Origin of the sequence: Flavobacterium branchiicola, from assembly GCF_018383905.1 — a bacterium.
Lineage (GTDB): Bacteria > Bacteroidota > Bacteroidia > Flavobacteriales > Flavobacteriaceae > Flavobacterium > Flavobacterium branchiicola.
In genome coordinates, this window is the sequence record NZ_JAGYWA010000011.1 from 59,607 (window position 1) to 86,049 (window position 26,443).

The 26,443-nt window shown below is 35.7% G+C and carries 18 protein-coding genes; 2 read left to right on the plus strand and 16 right to left on the minus strand.

Going from position 1 to position 26,443, the window contains the following annotated elements:
- Nucleotides 1-181: 181 nt before the first annotated feature.
- From KHA98_RS21520 to KHA98_RS21575, 12 genes are all read right to left on the minus strand, one after another.
- Nucleotides 182-3,346, minus strand: coding sequence for an efflux RND transporter permease subunit (locus tag KHA98_RS21520; protein WP_213260049.1), 3,165 nt, complete (start codon nucleotides 3,344-3,346; stop codon nucleotides 182-184).
- Nucleotides 3,347-3,357: 11 nt separating this feature from the next.
- The gene (locus KHA98_RS21525) at nucleotides 3,358-4,575 is read right to left on the minus strand and encodes an efflux RND transporter periplasmic adaptor subunit (protein ID WP_213260050.1); all 1,218 of its coding nucleotides are present in this window, start codon (nucleotides 4,573-4,575) and stop codon (nucleotides 3,358-3,360) included.
- A gap of 246 nt (nucleotides 4,576-4,821) precedes the next feature.
- Complete coding sequence (locus tag KHA98_RS21530) at nucleotides 4,822-5,415, minus strand: TetR/AcrR family transcriptional regulator (RefSeq protein WP_213260051.1); 594 nt, start codon at nucleotides 5,413-5,415, stop codon at nucleotides 4,822-4,824.
- 477 nt (nucleotides 5,416-5,892) lie between these two features.
- Nucleotides 5,893-6,237: a cupin domain-containing protein gene (locus KHA98_RS21535; RefSeq protein WP_213260052.1), complete on the minus strand. Its 345-nt coding sequence runs from the start codon at nucleotides 6,235-6,237 to the stop codon at nucleotides 5,893-5,895.
- 20 nt (nucleotides 6,238-6,257) lie between these two features.
- A complete protein-coding gene (locus tag KHA98_RS21540; protein ID WP_213260053.1) occupies nucleotides 6,258-6,680 on the minus strand; it encodes a DoxX family membrane protein in 423 nt (140 codons plus the stop codon).
- Nucleotides 6,681-7,438: 758 nt separating this feature from the next.
- The gene (locus KHA98_RS21545) at nucleotides 7,439-8,233 is read right to left on the minus strand and encodes a helix-turn-helix domain-containing protein (protein WP_213260054.1); all 795 of its coding nucleotides are present in this window, start codon (nucleotides 8,231-8,233) and stop codon (nucleotides 7,439-7,441) included.
- 290 nt (nucleotides 8,234-8,523) lie between these two features.
- A complete protein-coding gene (locus tag KHA98_RS21550; protein WP_213260055.1) occupies nucleotides 8,524-11,625 on the minus strand; it encodes an efflux RND transporter permease subunit in 3,102 nt (1,033 codons plus the stop codon).
- 31 nt (nucleotides 11,626-11,656) lie between these two features.
- Complete coding sequence (locus KHA98_RS21555; RefSeq protein WP_213260056.1) at nucleotides 11,657-12,745, minus strand: efflux RND transporter periplasmic adaptor subunit; 1,089 nt, start codon at nucleotides 12,743-12,745, stop codon at nucleotides 11,657-11,659.
- Between the two features lie 30 nt (nucleotides 12,746-12,775).
- The gene (locus KHA98_RS21560) at nucleotides 12,776-14,011 is read right to left on the minus strand and encodes a TolC family protein (RefSeq protein WP_213260057.1); all 1,236 of its coding nucleotides are present in this window, start codon (nucleotides 14,009-14,011) and stop codon (nucleotides 12,776-12,778) included.
- 144 nt (nucleotides 14,012-14,155) lie between these two features.
- Complete coding sequence (locus KHA98_RS21565; protein ID WP_213260058.1) at nucleotides 14,156-15,511, minus strand: sensor histidine kinase; 1,356 nt, start codon at nucleotides 15,509-15,511, stop codon at nucleotides 14,156-14,158.
- A gap of 2 nt (nucleotides 15,512-15,513) precedes the next feature.
- Entirely contained in the window at nucleotides 15,514-16,185 is a 672-nt protein-coding gene (locus tag KHA98_RS21570) for a response regulator transcription factor (RefSeq protein ID WP_213260059.1), read from the minus strand.
- A gap of 302 nt (nucleotides 16,186-16,487) precedes the next feature.
- A complete protein-coding gene (locus tag KHA98_RS21575) occupies nucleotides 16,488-16,805 on the minus strand; it encodes a GIY-YIG nuclease family protein (RefSeq protein WP_213260101.1) in 318 nt (105 codons plus the stop codon).
- A 614-nt stretch (nucleotides 16,806-17,419) separates the two neighbouring features.
- On the opposite strand from KHA98_RS21575, the gene KHA98_RS21580 reads away from it, so the two are divergent.
- Nucleotides 17,420-17,653: a hypothetical protein gene (locus KHA98_RS21580; RefSeq protein WP_213260060.1), complete on the plus strand. Its 234-nt coding sequence runs from the start codon at nucleotides 17,420-17,422 to the stop codon at nucleotides 17,651-17,653.
- 483 nt (nucleotides 17,654-18,136) lie between these two features.
- A complete protein-coding gene (locus KHA98_RS21585; RefSeq protein WP_213260061.1) occupies nucleotides 18,137-18,373 on the plus strand; it encodes a hypothetical protein in 237 nt (78 codons plus the stop codon).
- A 115-nt stretch (nucleotides 18,374-18,488) separates the two neighbouring features.
- Here KHA98_RS21585 and KHA98_RS21590 read toward each other — a convergent pair whose 3' ends face one another.
- From KHA98_RS21590 to KHA98_RS21605, 4 genes are all read right to left on the minus strand, one after another.
- Nucleotides 18,489-19,949, minus strand: coding sequence for an ATP-dependent nuclease (locus KHA98_RS21590; RefSeq protein WP_213260062.1), 1,461 nt, complete (start codon nucleotides 19,947-19,949; stop codon nucleotides 18,489-18,491).
- A gap of 391 nt (nucleotides 19,950-20,340) precedes the next feature.
- On the minus strand, nucleotides 20,341-21,426 hold the full coding sequence (locus KHA98_RS21595) for an efflux RND transporter periplasmic adaptor subunit (protein WP_213260063.1): 1,086 nt from the start codon (nucleotides 21,424-21,426) through the stop codon (nucleotides 20,341-20,343).
- A gap of 245 nt (nucleotides 21,427-21,671) precedes the next feature.
- The gene (locus KHA98_RS21600; RefSeq protein ID WP_213260064.1) at nucleotides 21,672-24,962 is read right to left on the minus strand and encodes an efflux RND transporter permease subunit; all 3,291 of its coding nucleotides are present in this window, start codon (nucleotides 24,960-24,962) and stop codon (nucleotides 21,672-21,674) included.
- Nucleotides 24,963-24,974: 12 nt separating this feature from the next.
- Nucleotides 24,975-26,360 carry a TolC family protein gene (locus tag KHA98_RS21605; protein ID WP_213260065.1) on the minus strand — a complete coding sequence of 462 codons (1,386 nt, stop codon included), beginning with the start codon at nucleotides 26,358-26,360 and terminating at the stop codon, nucleotides 24,975-24,977.
- Nucleotides 26,361-26,443 lie beyond the last annotated feature (83 nt).

Genomic DNA, 26,443 nt, shown 5'->3' on the forward strand with positions numbered 1-26,443 from the left:
CTTTTTTTAAGCTAAAATCTATGTTTCTATGTGTTTAAATATTTTTTTAATCTCTCCAAAAGATTATATCTCTGTACAAATATCTTTTTTGGTTTCAAGATCTTTTGAGATTCTGTATGATATATATCCGATGCCAAATAGGATGGCAACAAGAATTGTCGTTATATAATTTTCCATATTTTTATTTTTCTTCGTTATGAACTGCAGCGATTGGTTTACCGCTGACTTTTTCCTGTAAATATTGAAATACGACGAATAAAACCGGAATAATGAATAATCCTAAAATTACTCCCGAGATCATTCCGCCCGCCGCTCCAATACTAATAGAGTGATTTCCCTGAGCCGATGGTCCTTTAGCGCTCATCATTGGTACAAGACCAACAATAAAAGCAAGTGACGTCATGATAATTGGTCTTAGACGTAATTTTGCAGCATCGATAGAAGCTCTTACTAACGCCATACCAGATTTTCGTTTTTGAACAGCAAACTCGACAATCAAAATGGCATTTTTGGCCAGAAGTCCTATCAGCATGACAAGTGCAACCTGAACATAAATGTTGTTTTCAATTCCTGTTAAGCCAATGGCAACAAATACTCCAAAAATACCTGCAGGGATTGATAAGATTACAGCCAAAGGAAGGATATAACTCTCATACTGTGCAGCAAGTAGGAAATAAACGAATATCAAACACAGTAAGAAAATTGTAGCCGATTGCCCTCCGGAAGAAATCTCCTCACGAGTCTGGCCCGAGAATTCAAACCCGTAACCTGCAGGTAATTGTTGTGCTGCTACTTCTTCAATTGCTTTAATGGCATCTCCGGAACTAAATCCTGGTTTCGGAATTGCATTAATCGAAATTGAGTTAAACAAATTATATCTTGAAGCGGTTTCAGAACCATAAATACGGGTTAGTTTTACTAAAGTATTTATTGGCACCATTTCGCCTGTTTTGTTTTTTACGAATACACGATCAATAGCTGTTGGATCTGCTCTGTCGGCAATATCAGCCTGAACAACCACACGGTAATATTTACCAAATCGGTTAAAGTCTGATGCCTGCGCACTACCAAAATAAGCCTGCATAGTCTGTAAAATGTCTTTTACATTTACACCTAACTGATTTGCTTTTTCGTCGTTGATATCCAATTGTAATTGAGGATAATCGGCTTTGAAACTGGTAAAGGCAACCGCAATTTCCGGACGTTTCATTAATTCGCCAATGAAATTTTGAGAAATACCACTAAACTTATCCAGTTTTCCTCCGGTTTTATCCTGAAGTACTAAATCTAAAGCCTCAACATTACTAAATCCAGGAACAGTTGGGAAACTGAAGACGAAGAAACTTCCGCCAGAAATAGCGCCCAGTTTACCACGAACCTGATTCATAATTTCGTCGATATTCTTAATATCGCCACGTTCTTCGTTTGGTTTCAACAATACGAAAACAACCGCAGAAGATGGACTCGTAGAATTCGTCAATAAGTTGAAACCTGAAATCGCTGTTACAAATCTTGAAGCGTCTAATGCTTTTAAAGTATTTTCAGCCTCAGTCATTACTTTTTGAGTTCCGTCTAATGATGTTCCGGACGGAGTATTAACTGCAATTGCAATAAACCCTTGATCTTCTGTTGGAATAAATCCTGCAGGAGTAGTTTTTACTAATAAAATAGTTGCTACTGTAATTAAAGCCAATCCGCCTAAACTCAACCATTTTCTTCTGATTAAGAATTTCAATCCGCCTACATAACGATTGGTTAGCGATTCGAAACTGCTGTTAAAAGCGGTAAAGAATTTTTCTTTAAATCCTTTTTTCTCATGAGGCGCATTTGCATCATGTGCTCCATGATTATCTTTTAAGAATAATGCTGCAAGAGCTGGACTCAATGTTAAGGCATTTACTGCCGAAATTACAATTGCAATTGCCATCGTGAAGGCAAACTGACGATAGAAAACTCCTGTTGAGCCTTCCATAAAACCAACCGGCAGGAATACAGCAGCCATTACCAGCGTAATCGAGATAATAGCACCCGTTATTTCGTGCATTGCTTCATGTGTGGCGATTTTTGGAGACAAGCGTTTGTGCTCCATTTTCGCATGAACGGCTTCTACGACGACAATCGCGTCATCGACCACAATACCAATCGCCAGAATTAATGCGAAAAGCGTAAGTAGGTTAATCGAGAATCCGAATAACTGCATGAAGAAGAACGTTCCTAAAATTGCTACAGGTACAGCAATAGCCGGGATTAATGTTGATCTGAAATCCTGTAAGAAGATAAACACCACAATAAATACCAATATAAATGCCTCTAGTAAAGTGTGTTCAACCTGTTCGATAGATTGATCCAGAGAAACTTTTGTACTGTAGAAAATATTATGTTTTATCCCTTTTGGGAAATCTTTAGAAGCTTTTTCCATCATTTTATTGATGGCAATCTGAATATCATTAGAATTGGATCCTGCTAACTGAATAACCCCGATTACAACTCCTTTTTTACCATTTAAACGTGTTAAACTGTTATAAGAATAAGCACCAAGTTCTACTCTTGCAACATCTTTAAGATGAAGTACAGAACCATCAGGATTAGAGCGAATTGCAATGTTTTGATAATCTTCTGGTTTGGTAAGTTTACCTTTGTATTTAATTACGTATTCAAAAACCTCTTTACTTCTTTCACCAAATTTACCTGGCGCAGCTTCCAGACTTTTGTCCTGAATTGCCGCCATAACTTCATTGGGAGTTACTTTATAAGTAGACATTTGTGTTGGGTTTAACCAAACACGCATAGAGTAATCTTTTACACCACCAAAAATGCTGGCAGAACCCACACCCGGAATACGTTTAAGCTCCGGAATAATATTAATTTGAGCATAATTGGCAACAAAAGTCTGATCGTATTTCGATTCATCATCGGTGTACATACCAATTGCCATGATGAAACTGTTTTGTTGTTTCGCCGTAGTAATACCTTGTTGTACAACCTCTGCTGGTAATTGACTTGTTGCCTGAGCAACTCTGTTTTGTACGTTTACTGCAGCCTGATCAGCGTTTGTTCCTAATTTAAAGAAAACGGTAATCGCCAAACTACCATCGTTACTGGCCGTAGAACTCATGTAAGTCATGTTTTCTACACCATTTATAGACTCTTCGATAGAAGGTGCAACAGAACGTAAAACCGTTTCTGCATTTGCTCCCGGATATACCGCCGTTACCAAAACCGATGGAGGCGCAATATCAGGAAACTGTTGTAAAGGCAGTTTCGTTAAACCAAGTACACCCAGGATCACCAATAAAATGGAGATTACAGTTGCCAGTACTGGTCTTTGTATAAATATTTTGAACATTTTTTGTAGAATTATTTTTTATTAGTTACTTCGACAACGTTAGCTGATTTTTGAGGCTGAATTGCTTGTCCATCCTGAAGTTTATCAATACCGCTTATTACGATTTGGTCACCAGATTTTACACCTTCTTTTATTAAATAATTTGTACCGCTTTTACCCACAATTGTAATAGGCATTTTGGTTACTTTGTTGTCTTTACCTACGGTGAAAACAAATACTTTGTCCTGCATTTCAACTGTCGCAGCCTGCGGAACCAGAATCGCATCGTCGTGGTTTAATCCTAAGCGAATTTTTCCCGTGTTTCCAGAACGTAAAGTTCCGTTTGCATTTGGGAAAGTCGCTCTAATCGTGATTGCTCCGGTTGTTTTATCAAACTGTCCGTCAACCATATCGATTTTTCCGGTTTGAGGATAAGCATTATTATCTGCAAGGATTAAAGTAACAGGAGGTAATTTTTTGATTTTATCACCAAGAGAACTTCCTGCGTATTGTGCTTTAAAGTTGATGAAATCAGTTTCACCCAAAGAGAAATAAGCAAATACTTCATGAACATCAGATAAAGTCGTTAAAGCCTCAACATCAGTAGCCGAAACTAAACTTCCTTGTTTTTTAGGTAATCTTCCGATATAACCACTCACCGGAGCCGTTACATTTGTATATCCTAAATTAATTTTGGCAGAACCTACCATTGCTTTTGCCTGCTCGATATTGGCAGCAGCAATTTTTTGAGAAGCTTTAGCCGTTTTTAGCTGATAATCAGAAACTACTTTGTTTTGTACTAAAGGAGTCAATTTATCCACTTCTAATTGAGCGTTGATTAAAGCTGCTTCGGCAGCGTGAAGATTAGCCAAAGCATTGTTTAATTGCTCACGAAACGGACGCTCATTGATTTTAAATAACGTTTGTCCTTTGCTTACATAAGCACCTTCGTCTACATAAACTCTTTCAAGGTTTCCACTTACTTGCGGACGAATTTCAACGTCTACAGTTCCTTGTATTGCAGCAGGATATTCAGCGTCTGTGGTTGTATTTGCACTTGTTATTGCCAACACTGGTAAAACCGGTGGAGCAGGAGCAGCAGGCGCCTGATTTTTATCGGCACAGCTGCTTAATACTAATGCCAGAATAAAACTGGTTATAATTACATTTTTCATTTTCATTATGGTTTTAATTGGTTGAACATTCTCTCGGGTTAAATTTTGTGGTATTCTGGAATTCTCGGGATTCATATTTAATTAAATTAAATTATCTAACGTTGTTAAGTAAAAGTGCACAAATCTTCAAAGTTTAATCATTTTCAATTCTGTTCTTAAGCAGTATTAAATTATCTAACGTCGTTAAGTAAAAGTCTAAAAAAAGAGCTTTTATTACTCTATTAAATTTTCTAACAGTGTTAAGTGAATGTTATAAAAAAAAGGATTTTACATTATCCAATTAAATTATTTTACACTGTTAAGTAAAAAATGAAAAAAATATTATTGTATTGATTTGATGATACCTCCAATGGCATCCTTCAAAATTTGGGCATTTATAGTTTCTAAAATATCACTTTTGTTAATGATGTTGATGGCGATTAAACCATGAATAACAGAAAAGAAAGTGAAATACTTTTGTTTAATGATATCCTGACTCGGATTGCTGTTTTTCATTACTTCAGCAATTACCTGAGTAAATAATTTGTAAGGTCCCTCCTGAGCCGAACATCGCTGTGCGCAGCACGTCATTTGAACACCAAACATCAGCTGATACAATTCGGTACTAGTAAAAGCGAAGTCCCAATACGTCATCCACATGGCTTCCAATTGGTCTTCGGGTTTTTCAAACTTGTCTATTGCAGTTTGCAATTGTTTAGTCAGTTTGACAAAACCTTTGCCGGTTAACTCTTCCAATATTGCTTCCTTATTCGAGAAATATTCATAAATAATAGGAGCAGTATATTCGATTCTATCGGCAATTTTACGCATACTCAAACCATTCCAGCCTTCTTCTTTTACGATATCATAAGCAGCGGCAAGAATGTTATTTCTTGTCTCTTCTTTTTGTCTTAAAATTCGATCTTTGCTAGCCATTTTATTCGAGTATTAAATCGTTTAACACTGTTAGGCAAATGTATGGCGGTTTTTCGAATTACAAAATGTTTTTATCATAATATTTTCTTATCGTACAATAAGCGGTTTCGAAAAAACGTGTTAAGTATTGAATTAATTGATGTTTAAAGTTTTTAAATATTTTTTTGAAGCAGATAATTTTAGATTTTTCAAGACGTTTTGTCCCGCTCTACACTATATCTTTTTTATCTCGTTAGAAAAAAATCGAGACAAAAAAGGATACCGTTGCGATCGGGGCTAGACTAGAAGGTATTATTTTCATAATTTTTAATTTATATTGATATGCTCCGCTGGACTGAAGTCCAGCTCTACAATATTGGTAGAGCCGTTGGCTCTTTTTGATGTTAGGTAGCGATAAGAATTCCGAAGGAATACCAATTTTGTAGGGCTGGACTTCAGTCCAGTCTACAATATTGGTAAAGCTGTTGGCTCATTTTTTTATTTCAAAATCACAACTTCCTCCGGCACGACAAACAAAAGCGTGCAGCCATTTTTTGAAAAAACAGAATGTGTACTTTCAGGTGGCATGTATAAATAATCGCCAGCTTTCAGTTCGTCTTTTGCAGATCGGACTTCCCCTTCTAAAACAAAGATTTCTTCTCCGCCCGGGTGAATATGGTTGGGATACGAAGCACCAGCTTCAAATTTTAATAAAAAAGTTTTAGGTCTGTTGGCGGTTTCGTCAAAGCGTAATACTTTATAAAAAATGCCGTCTGTATTTACACCTTCTTCAATAAGAGGTTTCCAGTTTACTTCGCTTGTTTTTGTGATTTGTTTTTCCATTATAATTGATTTTAAATTGTTTAATTTTTAGAAAGAATTTCGTCCAGACTCCATTGGTATTTTTCAACAGTTGATAAAAGAAATGCGCTCATCGAAAAAACAAATACCGAATAATCTAAAGGATCTTTTACACCAAAAGAATAGGTCATTGCTAAGGCAAAAAATAAGGTTAAAACAGATGCGGCAATTGATGCAAATCTTGTTTTGTAGCCAAAGAGAAGGAGCAAACCCAAAAGTGATTCGGTTATTGTGGCTGTAATGGCAATTGCGGGAATACAACTTTTTGGCGCGAAGGAATTTACTTTTTCGGCGTAAGCCAAGAAATTTTCCCAACCTGAAGACTGCGCTCCCCAAAATCTCAACCGACTTGAAACAGCAGAAATGAATCCGCTGGCTAATGCAATACGTAAAAGAAAAATGGCAAAATCCTGATATCTTTTCATGACTAAATTGTTAGTAATTATTATGATACAAAGATGCGTCGATAGAGGTTTTTAAAGAATAGAGAATTCCGGAAAAAGCATGTAATTACTTTTTTTATAGACCACAGATAATACGGATCGAACAGATTTACATAGATAAGTTTTTACGGTAACATAAAATAAAAAATCTGTGATAACCCGTTTAATCCGCGTCATCCGTGTGTAATATTTCTAGATGTTCTATTTAAAAAAATAAGATTTCTGGAGAAAGCATGTAATTATGTGAGCGTATTTTTTATAGACCACAGATAATACGGATCGAACGGATTTACGCGGATAAGTTTTTACGGTAGGATTAAAAAAAAATCTGTGATAATCTGCCTAATCCGCGTCATCCGCGTGCCATATTTCTAGATGTTCTATTTAAAAAAATAAGATTTCTGGAAAAAGCATGTAATTATATGAGCGTATTTTTAATAGGTCACAGATAATACAGATTGAACGGATTTACGCGGATAAGTTTTTACGGTAGGATTAAAAAAAATCTGTGATAATCTGTGATAATCTGCCTAATCCGCGGGCCATATTTCTAGATGCTCTCTTTAAAGAATTTAGAATTCTGTAAAAGGATGTAAATATGTTAGAATATTTTTAATAGACAACAGATAATGCGGATTAAACGGATTTTACGCGGATAATTTGCAATAGCACATGATAAAAAAAACAGTGATAACCCGTTTAATCCGTATCATCAGTGTGCCATTTTTCTATCCTTTTAATTATTGACTAACTAATTTTTCCTTAAAAGATTTTGGTGAAACCTGAGCGTGTTTTTTGAAGAAGTTTGAAAAATAGAAAGGATCATTAAAACCTAAAGCATAAGCCACTTCTTTTACAGAAAGTTTTTCATAAGTAAGCAATCGTTTGGCCTCAGAAACTATCAAACCGAAAATAACATTTTGTGCTGTTTTACTCGTGTGCAATCTCGAAAGTTCGTTGAGTTTAGCTTCGGTTGTGCCAATCAAACCAGCTATTTCATTTACCGAAAGATTTTTATCGAAGTTTTTTATAACTGTTTCCAGAAATTGAAGAAATAAAGCATCTGGTTTGTAGATTTCGTCTCCACGATTTATTTTGGTTCGGTTGATTTCGATTAATATCAATTCAATTCGGCTGTGAATCGAAATTAGATATTGATACGGTTTTAGGTTTATTTCGTTTGTAATTTCTTCAAGTTGACGAACTACAATTTCGGGCTGATCTACCGTAATCATTTCGTTCATTGCAAAATGGCAAAACAAACCATTGTGGAAAATAAGTTCCATGTCGCTATCGTCTTTACAGAAAAAAGCATAGGTAAATTCGAGAATAAAACCGGAAGCATTTTCAATGCCTTTAAAATATTGAATTTGCCCGGAAGTAATCGTGAGAACAGAATTTTCTGTTAATGTAAATTCATTTTCATCAACAGAAATCGTAGTTTCTCCCGAAGTACAAAACACCAAAACATATTTTAGAACACGTCTGGGAGTTTTTAATTCTGTTGCCTGTTTAAATGTTTTTATTTCAACCATTTTTATGAATTTGTTTTATCAAAAATAAGATTAATTTCTTGAACCATATAAGTTATATAAGTTGTTGAAAGTTTTTTATGAATTGCCTCCTGCTTTAGCTGGAGGAATTAAATAGGATGTAAAGGCAAGGCTTTAGCCAAATGCGCAATTTAGGCTAAAGCCATTTGTACCTTTATTTTTCGAACCTCCATCTAAAGACGGAGGCAATTGATTTTTTCATAATCAAAAAAAACACCTCCAAACCATAACAGTTCAAAGGTGCTTTCAGAATAAATAATTACAATTACAAACTACGAATCGATACTCGTATCTTTTTTGCGGTAAACCAGATAGAAAACCTGTGGTAAAACCGTTAACGATAAAATCATACAAGTTATTAATCCGCCTACGATCATGATGGCAAGAGGTTTTTGAACTTCAGAACCCATTCCTGTAGATAAAGCAGCAGGCAATAAACCTAAAGAACCCATTAAGGCAATCATAACAATTGGACGAATACGACTGTGAATTCCGTGTGAAATGGCATCTTTTAAATGCATTCCGGCGCGCATGTTTTCGCGAATCATTCCAATGAGGACAATACTATCAATTGCGCTGACACCAAATAGAATGATAAATCCAATTCCTGCCGAGATTCCGAAAACGGTTCCTGTTACCCAAAGCGATAAGAATCCACCAATAAAGGCATACGGCATGGCACTTATCGCTACCAAAGTATCTTTGAAATTACCAAAGTTGAAATACAACAGACATAAAATCAGGATCAAAACCACGGGTACAATCATCGCTAATTGTTTGGATGCTCTTTCTTTACTTTCAAATTCTCCTGCCCATTTCATGACATTTTCTTTAGGAAGTTTTACTTCGGCTGCCACTTTTTTCTGTGCTTCTTCAATTGTACTTCCCAAGTCACGTCCTTCAATACTGAATCCTACGGCAATATAACGGCTGTTTCCTTCGCGGTAAATAAACGTTGGCCCGGTTTTGTATTCTACAGTTGCAATTTCTTTTAAAGGCACTTTTTTGCCATTCATGGTCGGAATCAGAATGTCTTCAATCTTTTCTTTAGAATCACGGTATTCTTTTTCAAAACGCAACGTAATGTCAAATATCTTTTCATCGTCATAGAATTTTGTTGCAGCTTGTCCGCCAATTGTCATTCGAATCACGGCTTGCGCATCGGCAGTGGTTACGGCATAACGCGCCATTTTTTCGTCGTCAAGCTGAATTCTTAATTCTGGTAAACCAATGTTTTTATAAACGTTGATGTCTTCAATTCCTTTTACATCTTTGATCGAATTAGCCACTTTTGCTGCCATTTCTTCCATCTGGAAAAGATCGCTTCCGAAAATCTTAATCGCCAGCGGACTTTTTACTCCCGCCACATATTCTTCGACATTATCCTGAATAGGCTGACTAAAACCAAACGCAACTCCAGGATATACATCGAGTATTTTTTTAATTTCGGCGATCAGTTCTTCTTTGCTGATATCGTGTTTCCATTCGTCTTTATGTTTTAATTCGATATGGAATTCAATATTGAAAAATCCTGTTGGGTCGGTTCCGTCATTTGGTCTTCCGGTTTGCGAAAGCACAAATTTCACCTCTTCAAACTTCCTGATTTTGGCTTTCATTTCCTTAGTCAGTCGAACCGATTCATCCAAATTAATACTATTCGGAAGCGTTGCTCTCACATAAATCGCGCCTTCGTTCAGCTTCGGAATAAATTCTGATCCATAAAAAGCAAATCGTACGCAACAAACCGCCAATAAAGCTAAGAAAGCATAAATTGTAGTTTTTCTATGTTTTGTACTCCATTGAAAAAGCTTAAAAAGATTCTCTCTAAAGAAACGTGAAATCCTATTTTCTTTCTCCACAATGTTTTTCGTTAGCATCACTTTACACATGGCGGGCACGTAAGTAAGCGATAAAATCAGCGAACCTAATAAAGCGTAACCTAAAGTAAAGGCTAGGGGAGAGAACATTTTTCCTTCCACTTTCGTGAAAGAGAAAATTGGCATTAAGGCGACGATCAAAATAATCAGGGCGAAGAAAATATAGGTGGCCACGCTTCCTACGCTTTTCTTGATTAATCCCATTTTGCTCATGCTGTTAAAGCGTTCCATTCCTACTTTATGAGCTTTCTTTTCGAGAGAAACAAACACATTTTCTACGATAACCAATGTTCCTTCGAGCAGTAATCCGAAATCGAGTGCTCCCATAGAAATCAAGTTCGCAGGAAGTCCTTGAATTCGTAACATTACGATTGCAAACAAAAAAGAAAGGGGAATCACAGACGCCACAATCAACGAAGTACGCCAATTGTATAGGAAAATAAACACGATCAATGAAACTAGTAAAACGCCTTCAATTAAGTTTTTAGTAACCGTTTTTACGGTTGTATTGACCAATTCTGTACGATCAATAAACGGAACGATTTTTACATTGTCTGGTAAAACTCTATCGTTTAATTCTGCCAAACGCTCTTTTAATCTGCCAATTACTTCGCCCGGATTTTCACCACGAAGCATAATTACGATTCCTTCAACCACATCATCATCACCATCTAAACCAACTTGTCCTAATCTTGGTTTTGCCGAAATAGAAACTTCTGCAACGTGTTTTACTAGAACTGGCGCTCCGCCTTTGGTTTCAATTAAAATATTCCCTATATCTTCAACTTTGTTAACCAAACCAACACCGCGAACCACATAAGCCTGATCGCCACGCTGAATAACGTCTCCGCCCACATTGATATTACTTTTTGAAACAGCTTCATAAACATCTAATGCCGATAAATTATAATTTTCAAGTTCGGTCGGATTAATTTTGATTTCGAACATTTTTTCTTCTCCACCAAAACTTACCACGTCGGCAACTCCGGGAACGGCAACCAATTCTCTTTCGATAACCCAATCCTGAATTGCCTGAACTTCTTTAATAGGTAAATCACTTTTAATAACATATCTAAAGATTTCGCCCGTTGCCCCAGACGGCGGATCGATTTCAACATCGGCACCTTCAGGAAGATCCAAGCCGTTTAATCGGTTTGAAGCATATTGCTGTGCGTAAAAATCTTCTACACCGTCATCAAACAAAACCGTTACTACCGATAATCCGAAAAGGGAAATAGAACGAACTTCTGCCTTTTTCGGGATGGTATTCATTTGTTTCGAAATCGGAAGTGTGATGAATTTCTCGACTTCTTCGGCACTTCGTCCTGGCCATTGTGTAATAATTCTGGCCCTTGTATTGGTTACATCGGGAAATGCTTCTATGGGAGTATGAATGTAACTCACGATTCCGGCCACCAGTAAAACGGCAGTCAGGAAAAACACGATGAGTGAGTTTTTCAAGGAGAAAGCCACCAGACCTTGTACAAATTTTTTCATGTCTTGTATTTTTTATCCGTTTTTAAGGATCTTAGTTTTTTAATCTTTCGTGAATCAGCAATTGGTTTTTGGTAATCACTTTTTCGCCTTCGTTAACGCCTTTGTCAAAATAAAGCCAGCTGTTGTTTTTCAGTTTCGGATTTATTTCTCTGGTTTCAATCGTGCAATCGTCTTTGTAGATTAAGATATAATCGCGGTTATTGTCAAAAATGGCTGCTTTTGCAGGAACAGAAACCAATTCTTCGCCGCCTATGCTTTTATCGATTGTAATGTCTGCCGTCATTCCTGGTTTTAGTTTCAGGTTTCGGTTATCCATTACAATTCTAGCTTTTAAAACGTGTTCTTCGGCATCAAAAACTTTCGACATCATATTGATTTTTCCTTTAAAGATTTCTCCCGGATAAGCTGGAGTTGTTACATCAACAGCCATATTTTCGCTAATGTTTTTTAAGTTACTGGTATACACATTGACCAAAACCCAGATTTCTTTTAAATCAGAAATCGTAAATAAGGAACCGCTTTCATCTGTAATCTGCGTTCCTGTACTGATGTTTTTGTCTACAATATAACCTTCAGTTGGCGCTTTAATTTGAAAAACAGATCGATCATTGCTCGCGCTAAACATGGCCAAATTAGCTCTGACATTTTCTAATGAAGATTTTAAAACATCCAGTTCGCTTTGCGCTTGCAGCAAATCTTTTTGAGATGAAATTCCGTCCTCAAACATTGATTTTGTTGCCTGCAATTGTCTTTGAGCAACTGTAATTTGAGATTGCAATGATCTGCTTTCAGATTGCATACTGTTTAATTCTGTACTTTTAATTTCTGCCAGAATTTGTCCTTTTTTTACATAATCGCCCAGTGAGAAAGTCGTTTTGGTAATAATACCTTCAACAAGACTATTAAACTGAACTACGTGATCGCCATTGTAAGTAATATTTCCCGTAAGGTTGATCGATTCGCTTACGGCACGTTTTTGCGCTGCTTCAATCGTGATTTTTTCTTTTAAATCTTTATCAATACAGAATTTTTCATTCTCCACTTTTTTAACTTCTTCTTTCTTGCCGCATCCGTAAGCGAGCAATAACCCAAGCATTGGGACTACAATAAGTTTCTTCATTATCTTTTTATATTTTAAGTAAGTAATGTATTATTTGATTTCCTGACCTGTGATGTAGCGCAGTTCTTCCAGGTTTTTATTCAGGTCTTTTTTAGAATTCAGCAGTATTGATTTATTGTCTAAATACGCATCTACAAAATCCAGATATTCCAGCATACTGGTATTTTTTTGCAGGAAGTTTTTACGATAGGCTTCCAGAAGTTTGTCCAAATCGGCTTCATAATTAGCATCGGCACTTTCGTATAATTTTTTGGTGGTGATAAAATCCTGATACGTTTGTAAAACTTCCGATTGAATGCTTAATGTTTTTTCTTCGGTTAAAAGTTTACCTTGATCGATGGCAATTTTAGCCGCTTTTACATTTCCTTGATTTCGATTGAAGAACGGAAGATCAAGCGAAAATCCAATTCCCACAAAATCATTCATTAAACTCGCTCCACGGTCATAACTTACACCAAGCGTAACGTCTGGCGTGCGCATGGCTCTTTCGTATTTGTATTTGTTGTCGTTGTATTCGTTTCCAAGTTTCAGGACTTTCATATCAGGACGGTTCTCAATTGCCGAATCCATAAGATTAGCCAGATTGATGTCTTCGATATTTTTATTCTCTGGAACAAAACCTTCATCGGTCAGTTTGATAAAACTTGTCGCTGGCAGATTCATTAAAACTTTAAGTTCTTTCTGCAAAGAATTGTTCTCTTTCTCGAGATCATTTATTTCTTTTAAAAACTGCAATTCAGAAGCTTTTAAGCGCATGTATTCGCCTTTGCCCACATTGCCTTGCGCAACCTGATTTTTGTACGCTTTTAATAAAGTCTGCATAGCAGAAAGCTGTTTTTGGTAAACCGCAACTTGCGCCTGATTGTATTGCAAATCGGTAAGATTGTCTCTGAATTCGATTTTTAAACCGCGTAAAAAAGTCTTGAAGTATTCTTTGGCGATTTCGGCGCTTACTTTTTCCATTGCAATCAGTTTTTTACGCTTTCCGGCAGTTTGAACCAATTGTTCCAGTTCGGCAGTAACCTGAGAAGTTGTTCCGAAATTTCCCCAAAGCGGAGGCAATTGCTGAGCAGTAGCGTTGTTCCAAAGATTGATTTCGCCAATCGAAAGTGTAGGATTTGGCCACAATTTTGCCTGAATCACCTGCGCGTCGGCAATGTCGATATTCAGTTTTTCTGAAATTATAGAAATATTCTTTTCCAGAAACAGCGCTTCGGCCTGATTTCTAGAAAGAACAATTGTATCTGTAATGGCAATTTGTGCCATACTTTTGAGTGATACAATTAAAAACAGGGTAATAAATAAACGTTTCAAATTAGATAGATTTAATAAGATGCAAAGCTATTTGCGGGATATTAAACCGTAATTTGAGGTCTGTTAGAAACTGTTAAGAGTTAGATTAGAAAACGATTAGAGTTTTGGGAATGTCAGTGTTACCGTGGTTCCAACGCCTTTTTTGGACGTAATGGTAAACTCAATATTATTTTGTTTAAAGATCACATTGGCCAAAGTCAGACCAATGCCGCTGCCTTTGATATCGCTCACATTTTTACCTCTGTAAAAGGTGTGTCGTATAAATTGCAAATCTTCTTGGCTAATGCCTTTTCCGTTATCTTCAACACAAATTTTGAGCTGATTTTCTTCTTCCAAAAGACTAATTTTTATCGGATTTCCGTCTGAATATTTAACAGCATTTTCGATAATATTAAATAAAGCGATTTTGATTTCGTTAGAGTTTCCTTGTATCGAAAGCAGTTTATCATTGCCAACTTCCAATGCAATTTGAATTTGTCCTTTTAACTGATAACTGGCAGACAATTGATCGTTAATGTCCCAAACCAATTCGTCGACCCTAAAAATTTCGTTCATTTCCATATTTGTGCGAAGGCCGGAAAGCATCATCAAAGTATTCATCGTGTCCTCAATTTGATAGACATTTTCTAATACTTTCTCCGACATTTGTTTGTATTCGGAGCTGGTTCTGTCTTTTTGGGCAAAAACTTCAAGATTTCCAGAAATGGCAGTTAAAGGCGTTTTGAATTCATGCGAAACATAATTAATGAAGTTTTTCTGAATGATAAAAGTATCCGAAAGGCGTTTGAGCAGATTATTGTAGGTTTCTATCAATTCCTGAATATCGTCTTTGGTGTTTGGAGAAACAATTTGTTTGTCCAGAGAAGTAGCCTGAATTTCGTTAACCTGATCGATAATGTTTTTAATAGGCGCATAAGCCAGATTAGAAAGCACGCGGCTCACAATATAAATACTAATTAAGCCCGAGATTAAAACCAAAATCATAATCACTAATAATTGGTCGGTCATGCTTTTAAATTCGGTGTCATTTTTTTTAACGAATACAACAAAATCTCCTTGATTGTCATGGTAAAAACTCCCAAAATAGAAATGATGTTTGGACTTAAAGTTTAGTTTTCTGTTTTTTCTAATATAATCCAGCCGTTCGGGATTAATGTTGGCATCTAACGTTTTATCGCCATAAACAATTTGATTCTTTTTGTTGTAAACGCGCGTCACAATCTCCAATGAATTTTCACGGAATTGCTGTCCAATAATTAAATGCTGATTTTCTGGTAATTCATCTTTTTCCAAGTAGAAAATCCCCGTTAATAAACAGGTTTTCTGCAACTCATTGTAAACGATTTTTTCTGAATAACGGTAGAAAGAAAAATACGTGATCAGCGAAGCAATGACAAACACGACGCTGAATGTCAAAGAAGAAATTAAGGTAAAGCGATTACGGATTTTCATATTTATTCTTTTAGCATATAGCCAATTCCTTTTATGGTGTGAATGAACTTATGATTGTTCTCGATTTTGTTTCTTAAATACGAAATATACACATCGACAACATTGGTGTTATTGTCGTAATTGATTCCCCAAACCGCAGTAAGAATCTGAGTTCTTGACATGACTTTATTTCTGTTTTCTAATAAATATAAAAGCAGTTTGTATTCTCTCGGAGAAAGATCGATCAATTCGTTGTTTTCGGTTACTTTATGCTCGTCGGGATTAATGGTTAAAGTGCCACAGGTATATAAAGTTTCGGTATTGTCGTAATTGAATTTGGTTCTTCGCGTAAGCGCGTTTACTCTCGAAATCAATTCTTTAAAATGAAAAGGTTTTACCAGATAATCATCGGCACCAGAATCTAATGCGTTGACTTTATCATCGGTATCACTCAAAGCGCTCAGCATTAAAATAGGAGTATGAATCTTTTTAAAGCGCATTAATTTGGTTAGCTGAATTCCGTCAATTCCCGGAAGCATGATATCCATCAAGATAATATCCCAAGCATTTTCCTGAACAAGGTCGCGCGCCATTTCGCCTGTTTCGGCAAGATGCACGGTAAAGTTATTTTCTTCTAAACCTTTTATAATAAATTCGCTAATGCGTTTATCATCTTCAATGAGTAAAACATTCATAAATGGTATGTTAAGTGTTGCTTTTTGATTAAAATGGGGTGTTTTTAATCACGAGACGTTTTAAAAAGAGTAACAAAAATAGCATTTATTTTTTGAAAGACATCTAAATATATAGTTTGTCATTTCGACCGAAGGGAGAAATCACACTCGCATTTCGATAAAGATTGGCGATATACTTTACGGAGTTTCTAGTGTGATTTCTCCCTTCGGTCGAAATGACAAACTGGAAGCTTTCACGCAATATTGTCATTTCGACGTGAGGAGAAATCACACGCGTTAATCGACAAAGATTTGAAAAAAACTCATTCAAAATGAAAATTAAGAAATTCAAAAGTTTCATTAAAACCTCTTATCAATTCAATCTTTTTATCTCTTCGCCATTTCTTCAATTCCTTTTCTCGTGCGATTGCTTCCTGTATCCATGTAAATTTTTCGTAATAAATTAAAAACTGAATATTATATTTTGCAGCAAAACTGCTAATATTTAAATCTATATTTTCTTTATGCTTAGCAAGTCTTTTCCTTAAGTTACTAGTAACTCCAATATAAAAAGAGGTGCGATGTTCATTTGTTAGAATATAAACGTAATAAGTATGATAGCCAAGTTGAGGATTTAGCATTGTTTTTTTTGTACGAATATACATATTTTAAATCTAATTTGTCATTTCGACCAAAGGGAGAAATCACACTTGTTAATCGACAAAGATTGGTGATATACTTTACGGAGTTTCTAGTGTGATTTCTCGTTCCTCGAAATGACAAACTGAACGCATTCACACAATCTTGTCATTTCGAGGAACGAGAAATCACACTCGCAAATCGACAAAGATTGGCGACATACTGTGCGGAGTTTCTAGTGTGATTTCTCCTTACGTCGAAATGACAAGATTGTGTGATTTAGTTTGTCATTTCGAGGAACGAGAAATCACACACGTTAATCGACAAAGATTGGAAGACATACTTTGCGGAGGTTCTAGTGTGATTTCTCCTCCGTCGAAATGACAAAAAATGCAATAAATGTTCACCGAAATATAGATTTAGTATATTTTTTAAAGAACATAAAGTAGTTGTAAGAAAAAGAATATAAATAAAGAATTTTCCTATATTTGCATTTCCTAAAATCTACGACATTAAATAAGCAGTTTTATACTTAATTAAGTATCTAACAGCCGTAATTATTATTAGTACTAAAAAACAACTAGTTATAAATGTCGAATTATAGAATTTTAGGATTATGAGTACAAACACCCTTTCCAAAGAAGCCGAAACAAGGCTGATTGATTTTTTTAACCATATCATAGCTCCCGAAGATATGGCTAAAGTATTAAGACAAGTAAATTGCATTTTAGCGCTCGGCGTAATGCGACAACAAGAAACCCTCCAACTCGGACTAACAAATTTTGAAGATAATTATTATTGGCTCAATGAATTGGCGGAGATTTTGAATCCTTATTTGAGTGAGGAGTAAGGTTTGTAAAATGGAAAAACCTCGATTTTTTTAGGATCGAGGTTTTTTTATTTTATATAATCTGGTCATTACTTTGCGGGCACGGATTGCAAATCCGCGCTATCGTTGCGGTGATATATCTGCGCGATCGGTTCTTCCAAATGACAAGATTGCGTGAATGCGTCCAGTTTGTCATTTCGACCGAAGGGAGAAATCACACTCGCAAATCGACAAAGATTGGCGACATACTGTGCGGAGTTTCTAGTGTGATTTCTCCTCCGTCGAAATGACAAAAAATGCAATAAACGTTTACCGAAATATAGATTTAGTATATTTGTTAAAGAACATAAAGTAGTTGTAAGAAAAAGAATATAAATTAAAGATTTTTCCTATATTTGAAGTTCTTAAATCTTCACATTTAAATAAAGTAAAATTTGCCTTTGTTTTGGTATTTAGCTTTTTAGCAAAACATCAATTCATTATAGGCTTTTAATTCTCTAAAAAATGGAAGACAAAAACACCCTTTCCAAAGAAGCCGAAACAAGGCTGATTGATTTTTTTAACCATATCATAGCTCCCGAAGATATGGCTAAAGTATTAAGACAAGTAAATTGCATTTTAGCGCTCGGCGTAATGCGACAACAAGAAACCCTCCAACTCGGACTAACCAATTTTGAAGACAATTATTATTGGCTCAATGAATTGGCGGAGATTTTGAATCCTTATTTGAGTAGGGAGTAAGATTTATAAAATGGAAAAACCTCGATTTTTTATGGTCGAGGTTTTTATTTAATTCTCATTAACGAGATTTTCATTAGCAAGAGAATCTACTTTTTAACAACTATCGGAAATAGTTTTATTCAAATCTTTTTTTTAAGAAAGTAACTATTCTTTGAATTTGAGTATCTTTATTTTCAATTAAATAATCAACAATAAGTTCTACAATTTCATTTCTACTTTTATTTCTAGCTCTCAATTCATTATCAATTCTGATGTATAATTTTTTTCCATTATTATCATTAACATTCGCTCCATCATTTTTATATTTTTCAATTATTTCCGTTAAGCTTACTTGATGAAATACAAAATCATTAAGTAAACGAAAAAGTTTATGGTCAACTGTATCAAACAAATTAGTTTTTAAATATTTTTCTAGGCTTTCTATAGGTAAATAATTTAATGGTATATTATTACTAATTGAGTTTTTAGATAGATAAGCTTCAGCATCCGATTTAATATCGGCATCCAATATTATTGAAATATTAGATATTTTACCAACTAAATTACTATTTATTACTTCTCGTGCTAATTCAATAACATTTGTATAACCACCACAAGGAAGTACATGAACAAGTTTATTTCCTAACAATGAATACTTTCTTAATATTCTAGTGACAATTTCTTTAGCAAGATCATCCTCTACGAGAATAATGTAGTCATAACCAGAATGATCATAAAGCATTCTGGTAGCATAAGCTGGATAACAAGGATTTATGACTTCTAAAGTGTTGTCGGAGTATCTATTAAGGAAAAATATGTTTATAGGATCTATTGAACTAATTAGCTCAATAGAGTGTGTTGAAAAATATATAGCATAATTAAACTGATTTGAGATTTCTTTTAAAAATGTCACTAGACGTTTTAAAGATGATGGATGCAATGCTAATTCAATTTCATCTAAAAATAACAAACATGGTTTATTTAAACTAGCTCTATCAATATTTCTTATATTTATCGAATTCAGTACACTTACTAATAAGTTTTCACCTGTAGACATGTGAAATTGGCTAACACGATTATCTCCTTTTTGATAATAAAAAATGTCTCCCGTAAATTTTACATTCTGTCCAGAATCTTTTGCATTCAAGAAAAACAATTTTTCATAGAAATTCTTATTGTTGTGTAAAATGATACCTAAATTTTCTCTAATAAAATCAGGTGCTGGTTTAAGAACACTATCAGTAATTCTATCGAGTTTCTTTAACAATTCGTAACTTGTATTCTTAAACCTATTTCCATAAATTATGCTTCCTTCATAGAAACCTTTTATCTCCATATTTCCAGAATAATCGGCTCTCCATTTTCCTTCAATTTTTTTCCAAGACCTTGTTGCTCCGTTCAAAGTGAAATCAATACTAGCATCATCTGAAGTTTTTCCGAAGTAATCATGCATTGGAAGTCGAAAAAAGACACTAGATGCACAAGTAACCACAGTACTTTTTCCAGAGCCATTTTGACCAGTTATTGCGTAAAGTCCTTTTTTTATTGGTAAATCAATCTCTAAAGTTTCGATAGACTTTATTTTTTTGATTTTCATGTTTAGTTTCATATTGTCGGAATATTGTTTTGAAATTACATAATATCTTTGTCGCTGTGTCAGCTTGGAAATCCTTTAACAGAATTTTTAATTAGATAAATTCTTGTAAAATGTAAATTTAAAATGTTTAATCTATTAGTTTTTAATAGCGTTTGGCTAATAAATATATCTTGAATTAATTAATTTTACATAAGGTAGATTTAATTTTTTTCGTCAAAAATATCATTTTAACTATATAAATAACCACGTACTTTTACCTGATTTATTAAACAAAAAAAAACAGTCCCTCCAAAAAAGAGGAACTGTCCTAATACAAATTTTCTAATTTGCATTCCTAAAGAATGCGTACAGTACTATTGGTAATCTACTAAAAAGAAGACTTAAACGCAGGTTATTCGTTTATTGTATCGCCTTCTTTAGTTTCTTCGCTGGCAATTTTTACCAGTTTATCTTGTGGGTTTAAATCTCCGAAAATTTCGATTTTATCGTCAATTTCTCTTCCTTTTTTAATGTCAACTCTTGTTGCTTTGTGGTTTACCACTTTTACCACATAAATTCCTTCTGCAGAACTTACTACTGCCGATTTTGGAACTACATACGTGCTGTCTTTCGCGTTAAGCGGTAAAAGAACTTCGGCAACCATTCCAGGCAATAAATTTCCTTTGGTGTTGTGTACGTCCATTTCTACACGCTCAGAACGCAGTTTTAAGTCTAAAGCGCCAGACATTCTGGTAACTTTTGCAGTAAAAGTATCAGGCAAAGATTTTACATTAAAACTCATTTCTTCGCCTGTGTGTAAATATCCTGTGTACAATTCTGGAACAGAAACCGCCAAACGCAATTTAGATTGTTCCTGAATCGTTAATAAAGGCAAATCTGAACCTTTTCCTGCCGGGCCAACAAATGTTCCTAAATTGACATTTCTAGCGGCTACAACACCGTCAAAAGGAGCACGAATTTCTAAATATCCTCTCATAATCGCTACTTCTTTGTGCGCTGCAATTGCGGCTTGAAGCTGTGCGTAATCAGAATTCTTTTTACCGCTTGCCATTTCTAAATCATTTTTAGAAATTGTTCCTTCAACCTTGCTTGTTTCGTACAAACGGTTGTAAGTGCTTTTGCTGGTTGCGTAAATGGCTTCCATAGATTTCAGTCTGGATTCGGCAGCAGCCAATTGCGAACTAATTTCTGGTGCTTCTAAAACTATCAAAAGTTGTCCTTTGATTACTTTAGAACCAATATCAACTTTTAAAGTTTTTACGAAACTGCTCACTTTGGCATACAAATCAACTTGTTGAAAACCGGTTAATTCTGCCGGTAAACGCAATTCTGTCGTTAGTTTTTCTTTCGCTAAAAGGAAAGTTTCTACTTTAGGTTCGATTGCTGCTTTTGCAGTTTCTTCTTTTTTCTTTTCGCAACCGCTTAATACAACTAATGCTGTAAATAATAATGCAGATGATTTTATAATGTTTTTCATTTTTTGGTTTTATATAATGAATATGTTTTAAGCTTTAATCTAACACATAGAATCATAGTTTTTCTTTGTGTATAAAAGGCGTTTCACTCTTTTAAACAATCATAGCTATGTGTGAAAACTAGTTTTTTCTTTTACCTTTTTTTATTTAAAACTAAATCTATGTTTCTATGTGTTAAAAAAATAATTACACTCAACAGTTTAAGCTTTTCGACTTTAAGACTTTAAGACTTTATGACTTTATGACTTTAAGACTTATTAACTTTAGACTTACTAATCGATGAGATATAATGGATACTTTCTTCGTCTTCAGGATCCAGAGAAACCGATTGTGTCGATGTTTTTTCTTGTGCCCACGCAAAAATCTGCGGAAGGATCAATAATACGGCAAAAGTAGAAAATAATAATCCACCGATAACCGCTCTTCCTAAAGGAGAAACCTGATCGCCACCTTCGCCGTGACCAATTGCCATTGGCAACATTCCCGCAATCATCGCAACCGAAGTCATGATAATCGGACGAAGACGCAACGCAGCCGCTTCACGAGCTGATTCTAAGGCATTTCCGTTTATCTTACGCAACTGTTCGGCATTGGTCACCAAAAGTACGGCGTTGGCAATAGAAACCCCAACCGACATGATGATTCCCATATACGATTGTAAATTCAATGTAGAACCTGTAAGCGTCAGCATTAATAATGAGCCTAAAACTACCGCAGGAACGGTCGTTAAAATGACTAACGAAACTTTGAACGATTGGAAATTAGCGGCCAACATTAAGAAGATTACAAAAATGGCAACCAATAATCCTGTTTGCAAACTGCTTAATGTTTCGGTCAATACAGTACTTAGTCCAATTGGCGTTATGAACAAACCACGTGGCAACTCGCCAAGCGAACTAATTGTTTTGCTTACATCTTTTGTAGCCGTACCTAAATCGGTTTGGTTAATGTTTGCAGTAACGGTAATGTATGGCATGGCCCCTAAATTGTCATTTTCACCGCTTACAAAGCCGGGTGTAATTTTGGCAACGTCACTTAAAACAGGACGAAGCGAGTTCTTTAATACCGGAATTTCTCCAATATCGGTTTTGCTTTTCATTTTGTTTAACGGTACCTGAACCTGAACAGAATAGGATAATCCCGCTTTTTCATCGACCCAGTTATTTTTTTCGGTATAACGAGAAGATGAGGTAGAAGCAATCAGCGAACGCGAAATATCATTCATGTCAACTCCTAATTCGGCAGCACGCGTTCTGTCAATATCAATATTCATAGCCGGATAATGAATTGGCTGACCAATCTGTACGTCTCTGAAATACGAAATGGCTTTTAGTTTATCTACAATTTGAGTGGCAAATAATTCATTTCGTTTTTTGTCTTTTCCGGCAACTCTTATCTCAATTGGAGTAGGAGAACCTTGGCTTAAAACTTTATCCGTCAATTCGATTGGCTCAAAAGAAACTTTGGTGTCGGGCAAAACTTTTTTAATTCTTGCTCTCAAGTCATCTTTAAACTCATCCATATCGGCATGATAATCTTTCAAACTTACCTGGAAAACAGCTTCGTGAGAACCTGCCATGAACAAATAAATCGGGTTAATCGAGAATAATGATGGATGCTGACCAACGTAAACAGATGAAATTCCGATATGCTCTTTTCCGACTTTGTTCTCAATTTCCTTCAAAACAATTCTAGCTTGTTCTTCTGTTCGTTCCAAACGCGTTCCGTCAACAGCACGCATTCTCAATTGAAACTGACTTGAATTGGTTCTCGGGAAAACATCTTTTCCGATAAAATTAATAAAGACAATGGCCAAAAGTGTTGCTCCAACTAAATAAGTAATTGTCGTTATTTTTTTATGAACAAACAAACGGTCTAAAAGTCGCATGAAACGGTTTCTGAATTTTTCGAAACCAGTTACTTTTCCGTCGTTGTTAAAATCTTCTCTTTCGACCATATCCTTTTTCTGACCAATTAAATTTTGTTCAGATTCTGGCGTTAATCCGCAGGCTTTAAATTCTGCTTCATCGTCTGTAATTTCAGGAGTATGATCGTGTTTTACGTGATCTTTCATCATCCAGTTGGCCATTACGGGCACAAAAGTCTGAGACAATAAAAACGAAATAACCATTGAAAAACCAATTGCCAAAGCCAAAGGCAAGAACAACGCTCCCGGAATACCAACCATGGTAAATGCTGGTGCAAATACGGCCAGAATACAAAGTAAGATCAATAATTTAGGCAAAGCAATTTCCTGACAGGCATCCCAAATGGCGAGTGCCTTGGGTTTTCTCATGTCGAGATGCTGGTGAATATTTTCGATGGTTACGGTACTTTCATCCACCAAAATACCAATCGCAAGGGCTAGTCCTGACAATGACATTAAGTTGATGGTTTGTCCGAATAATTTCAGGAATAAAACCCCGGAAATAATCGAAATCGGAATTGTCATAATTACGATTAACGCTGCACGACGGTCGCCAAGGAAAAGCATTACCATTAATCCGGTTAAAACTGCTCCGATAATTCCCTCAGTAATCAAACTTTTAACCGAGTTGATTACATAAACCGATTGGTCAAATTCGTACGTAATGTTTACATCTTCAGGAAGTGTACTTTGAATTTTAGGCAGTTCTGATTTTAATTTCTGAACCACATCCCAAGTCGAAGCGTCTCCCGCTTTTGCAATACTAATGTAAACTGAACGTTTTCCGTTTACCAAGGCATAACCTGCAGTAATATCGGCACCGTCTTTTACAGAGGCAACATCACCTAATTTTAAGTTTTGAACACCGCCTTTGAAAATCGGAATCTGTTCAAAATCTTTAACTTCTTTAATCGTATTATTGGTTGGCGTAATATAGTTTTTGTCGCCAATACGAACGTTTCCTGATGGCGCCGTTTGGTTGTTCAAACGAATCGCCTCAACAATCTGATCTGGCGTCATATTGTGCGAACGCAATAAATCTGGATCTACGTTAACCTCAATAGTTCTTGGGCTTCCGCCAAAAGGTGCAGGAGACAATAAACCTGGAATTGCAGTAAACGAAGCACGAACGTAAACGTTGGCTAAATCCTGCAATTCGTTGTTTGATCTTATTTTAGAACTCAAAACCAATTGTCCGATTGGTAATGAAGAAGCATCAAAACGTATGATAAACGGCGGCTGTGTTCCCGGAGGAAAAACCGCTTGGATTCTGTTTGAAAGCGCACTTAACTCGGCAGCAGCCTGAGCCATATTGGTGCCTTCATAATAGGTTAATTTCATAATCATTAACCCCTGAATATTTTTGGTTTCTACCGATTTGATACCGTTCGAAAAAGGTAAAACGTTGACGTAGTTTTTGGCAAAATAAGCTTCCATTTGGTCTGGCGTATAACCTCCAAACGGATGCGCGATGTAGATAACCGGCAAATTCATTTTTGGCAGAATGTCTACCTTAATGTCTTTGATGGCACCAATTCCGAAGAAAAATAGACCCGCAACCAATACTAAAATGGAAATGGGTTTGCGGAGTGCAAAACGTATTAAATTCATTAGGATTTATAATTAAAATTCATTTATAAATAAGTCAAAATTTCCTGTTGCTGCGACTTTCAATAAGTACGACTGCCACACATTATTATTGACAATATCACGATCGATTTCGGCACGATTTAGCGTATAAATAGTTTGCGTTAAATCGGTCAAATCGGTTAAACCATTTTTGTACAAAGTCGATTTTTGAATGTAAGCTCTTTGCGCGGCATCAACTTGAATAGGCGCTTCGACATAATTTTCCAAAGTAATTTTGATTTTATCTTCGGCGAAAGCCAACTGCGATTTCAATTCTCTATCTGCCTGATTGTATTCTTCCTGCAAAGCTTGCGACACAAATTTCTGAGCGCTTACTTGTTTGCTTGATCTAAATGGCGTAGTAAGATTCCAGGTAATTCCAACTCCAACCAAATAATTGGTGCGATCTGGATTTACACCATCCCAATAATTTCGACTGAAAGCCGTTTGATCTGATGCATACGAGTTCTCAAATCCAGAAGCTCTGGTTTGCAAAACTCCAAAAGCACTCATAGTTGGATAATAAAATCTTTTGTACAATTTAACCTGCTGATTGCTGTAATCGATTTTCGTTTTATAGAATTGTAATAAAGGGTGAAGGCTGTCTGTGGCAACTTCTTTGGTAACCAATTCTTTCGGAATCTGTGTTACAAATAAAGTGTCTGTTACGAAATCTTGCGGCGCAACGCCCATTAAATCGACCAATTTGTTGTTTTGTTCCTTAACGAAGTTTCTAGCAAGGTTTAGCGCCATTTTGGCTTTAGAAACCTCTGCAGTTGCCAGTGTAGAATCGACTCCGGCCAATAAACCGTTTTTGACTCTTGCAACAGCTGTTTTCTTGAAAACTTCTGCACGAGAAAGGTTTTTTACTTGCGAAATCAGTAATCGCTGGCTCGCTAAAAGATTTAAATAAGCAGCCGAAATTTTGATTTCCTGCTGAAATTTCTCTTGTTGCAAATCTTTTTCTTTAGCCTGAACATCAATTTTAGATAAATTGATTTTTTCCTGTGTTTTTCCGAAAGTGAAAAAATCCCAGTTCATGTTGACTAAATAAAGCGCACCAAACGCCGAATTCCAGTTTTGCTCAGGAAGAGGCAAACCTGATGAAGCTACTCCAAGACCACCAAATCCGTAAAGCGGTCCGTTTTGTCCGTTTACAGTTCCGTAATCCTGCTGCGCCGATAAATTTAAGTTCGGCAGATAATCGCGGCGAGATTGCTTTAGCGTCTCTTTTGATGCATTGGTGTAATTGTTTTTTGCTCGGATAGAACCGTAGTTTTCAATACCTATCTTCAATGCTTCTTTTAAAGACAGGTTTTGAGCATAACCGATTGAGGCAAAAATCAATAAAAATAAAAAGGTAATTTTTTTGAAATACATAAACTCAAGGTGTGATAAAAATGTTTTTGATGGAACAAATTTATTTCTCTTACACTGATAAAAGTCATGTTAAGTGATGTACT

What these genes read in the sequence shown, in the direction of transcription:
- KHA98_RS21575 (WP_213260101.1), bottom strand. Translation starts at nt 16,805, where the DNA reads ATGCTAAATCCTCAACTTGGCTATCATACTTATTACGTTTATATTCTA.
- KHA98_RS21525 (WP_213260050.1), bottom strand. Translation starts at nt 4,575, where the DNA reads ATGAATCCCGAGAATTCCAGAATACCACAAAATTTAACCCGAGAGAAT.
- KHA98_RS21555 (WP_213260056.1), bottom strand. Translation starts at nt 12,745, where the DNA reads ATGAAGAAACTTATTGTAGTCCCAATGCTTGGGTTATTGCTCGCTTAC.
- KHA98_RS21550 (WP_213260055.1), bottom strand. Translation starts at nt 11,625, where the DNA reads ATGAAAAAATTTGTACAAGGTCTGGTGGCTTTCTCCTTGAAAAACTCA.
- KHA98_RS21545 (WP_213260054.1), bottom strand. Translation starts at nt 8,233, where the DNA reads ATGGTTGAAATAAAAACATTTAAACAGGCAACAGAATTAAAAACTCCC.
- KHA98_RS21565 (WP_213260058.1), bottom strand. Translation starts at nt 15,511, where the DNA reads ATGAAAATCCGTAATCGCTTTACCTTAATTTCTTCTTTGACATTCAGC.
- KHA98_RS21540 (WP_213260053.1), bottom strand. Translation starts at nt 6,680, where the DNA reads ATGAAAAGATATCAGGATTTTGCCATTTTTCTTTTACGTATTGCATTA.
- KHA98_RS21560 (WP_213260057.1), bottom strand. Translation starts at nt 14,011, where the DNA reads ATGGCACAAATTGCCATTACAGATACAATTGTTCTTTCTAGAAATCAG.
- KHA98_RS21530 (WP_213260051.1), bottom strand. Translation starts at nt 5,415, where the DNA reads ATGGCTAGCAAAGATCGAATTTTAAGACAAAAAGAAGAGACAAGAAAT.
- KHA98_RS21600 (WP_213260064.1), bottom strand. Translation starts at nt 24,962, where the DNA reads ATGAATTTAATACGTTTTGCACTCCGCAAACCCATTTCCATTTTAGTA.
- KHA98_RS21535 (WP_213260052.1), bottom strand. Translation starts at nt 6,237, where the DNA reads ATGGAAAAACAAATCACAAAAACAAGCGAAGTAAACTGGAAACCTCTT.
- KHA98_RS21590 (WP_213260062.1), bottom strand. Translation starts at nt 19,949, where the DNA reads ATGAAAATCAAAAAAATAAAGTCTATCGAAACTTTAGAGATTGATTTA.
- KHA98_RS21520 (WP_213260049.1), bottom strand. Translation starts at nt 3,346, where the DNA reads ATGTTCAAAATATTTATACAAAGACCAGTACTGGCAACTGTAATCTCC.
- KHA98_RS21595 (WP_213260063.1), bottom strand. Translation starts at nt 21,426, where the DNA reads ATGAAAAACATTATAAAATCATCTGCATTATTATTTACAGCATTAGTT.
- KHA98_RS21585 (WP_213260061.1), top strand. Translation starts at nt 18,137, where the DNA reads ATGGAAGACAAAAACACCCTTTCCAAAGAAGCCGAAACAAGGCTGATT.
- KHA98_RS21580 (WP_213260060.1), top strand. Translation starts at nt 17,420, where the DNA reads ATGAGTACAAACACCCTTTCCAAAGAAGCCGAAACAAGGCTGATTGAT.
- KHA98_RS21605 (WP_213260065.1), bottom strand. Translation starts at nt 26,360, where the DNA reads ATGTATTTCAAAAAAATTACCTTTTTATTTTTATTGATTTTTGCCTCA.
- KHA98_RS21570 (WP_213260059.1), bottom strand. Translation starts at nt 16,185, where the DNA reads ATGAATGTTTTACTCATTGAAGATGATAAACGCATTAGCGAATTTATT.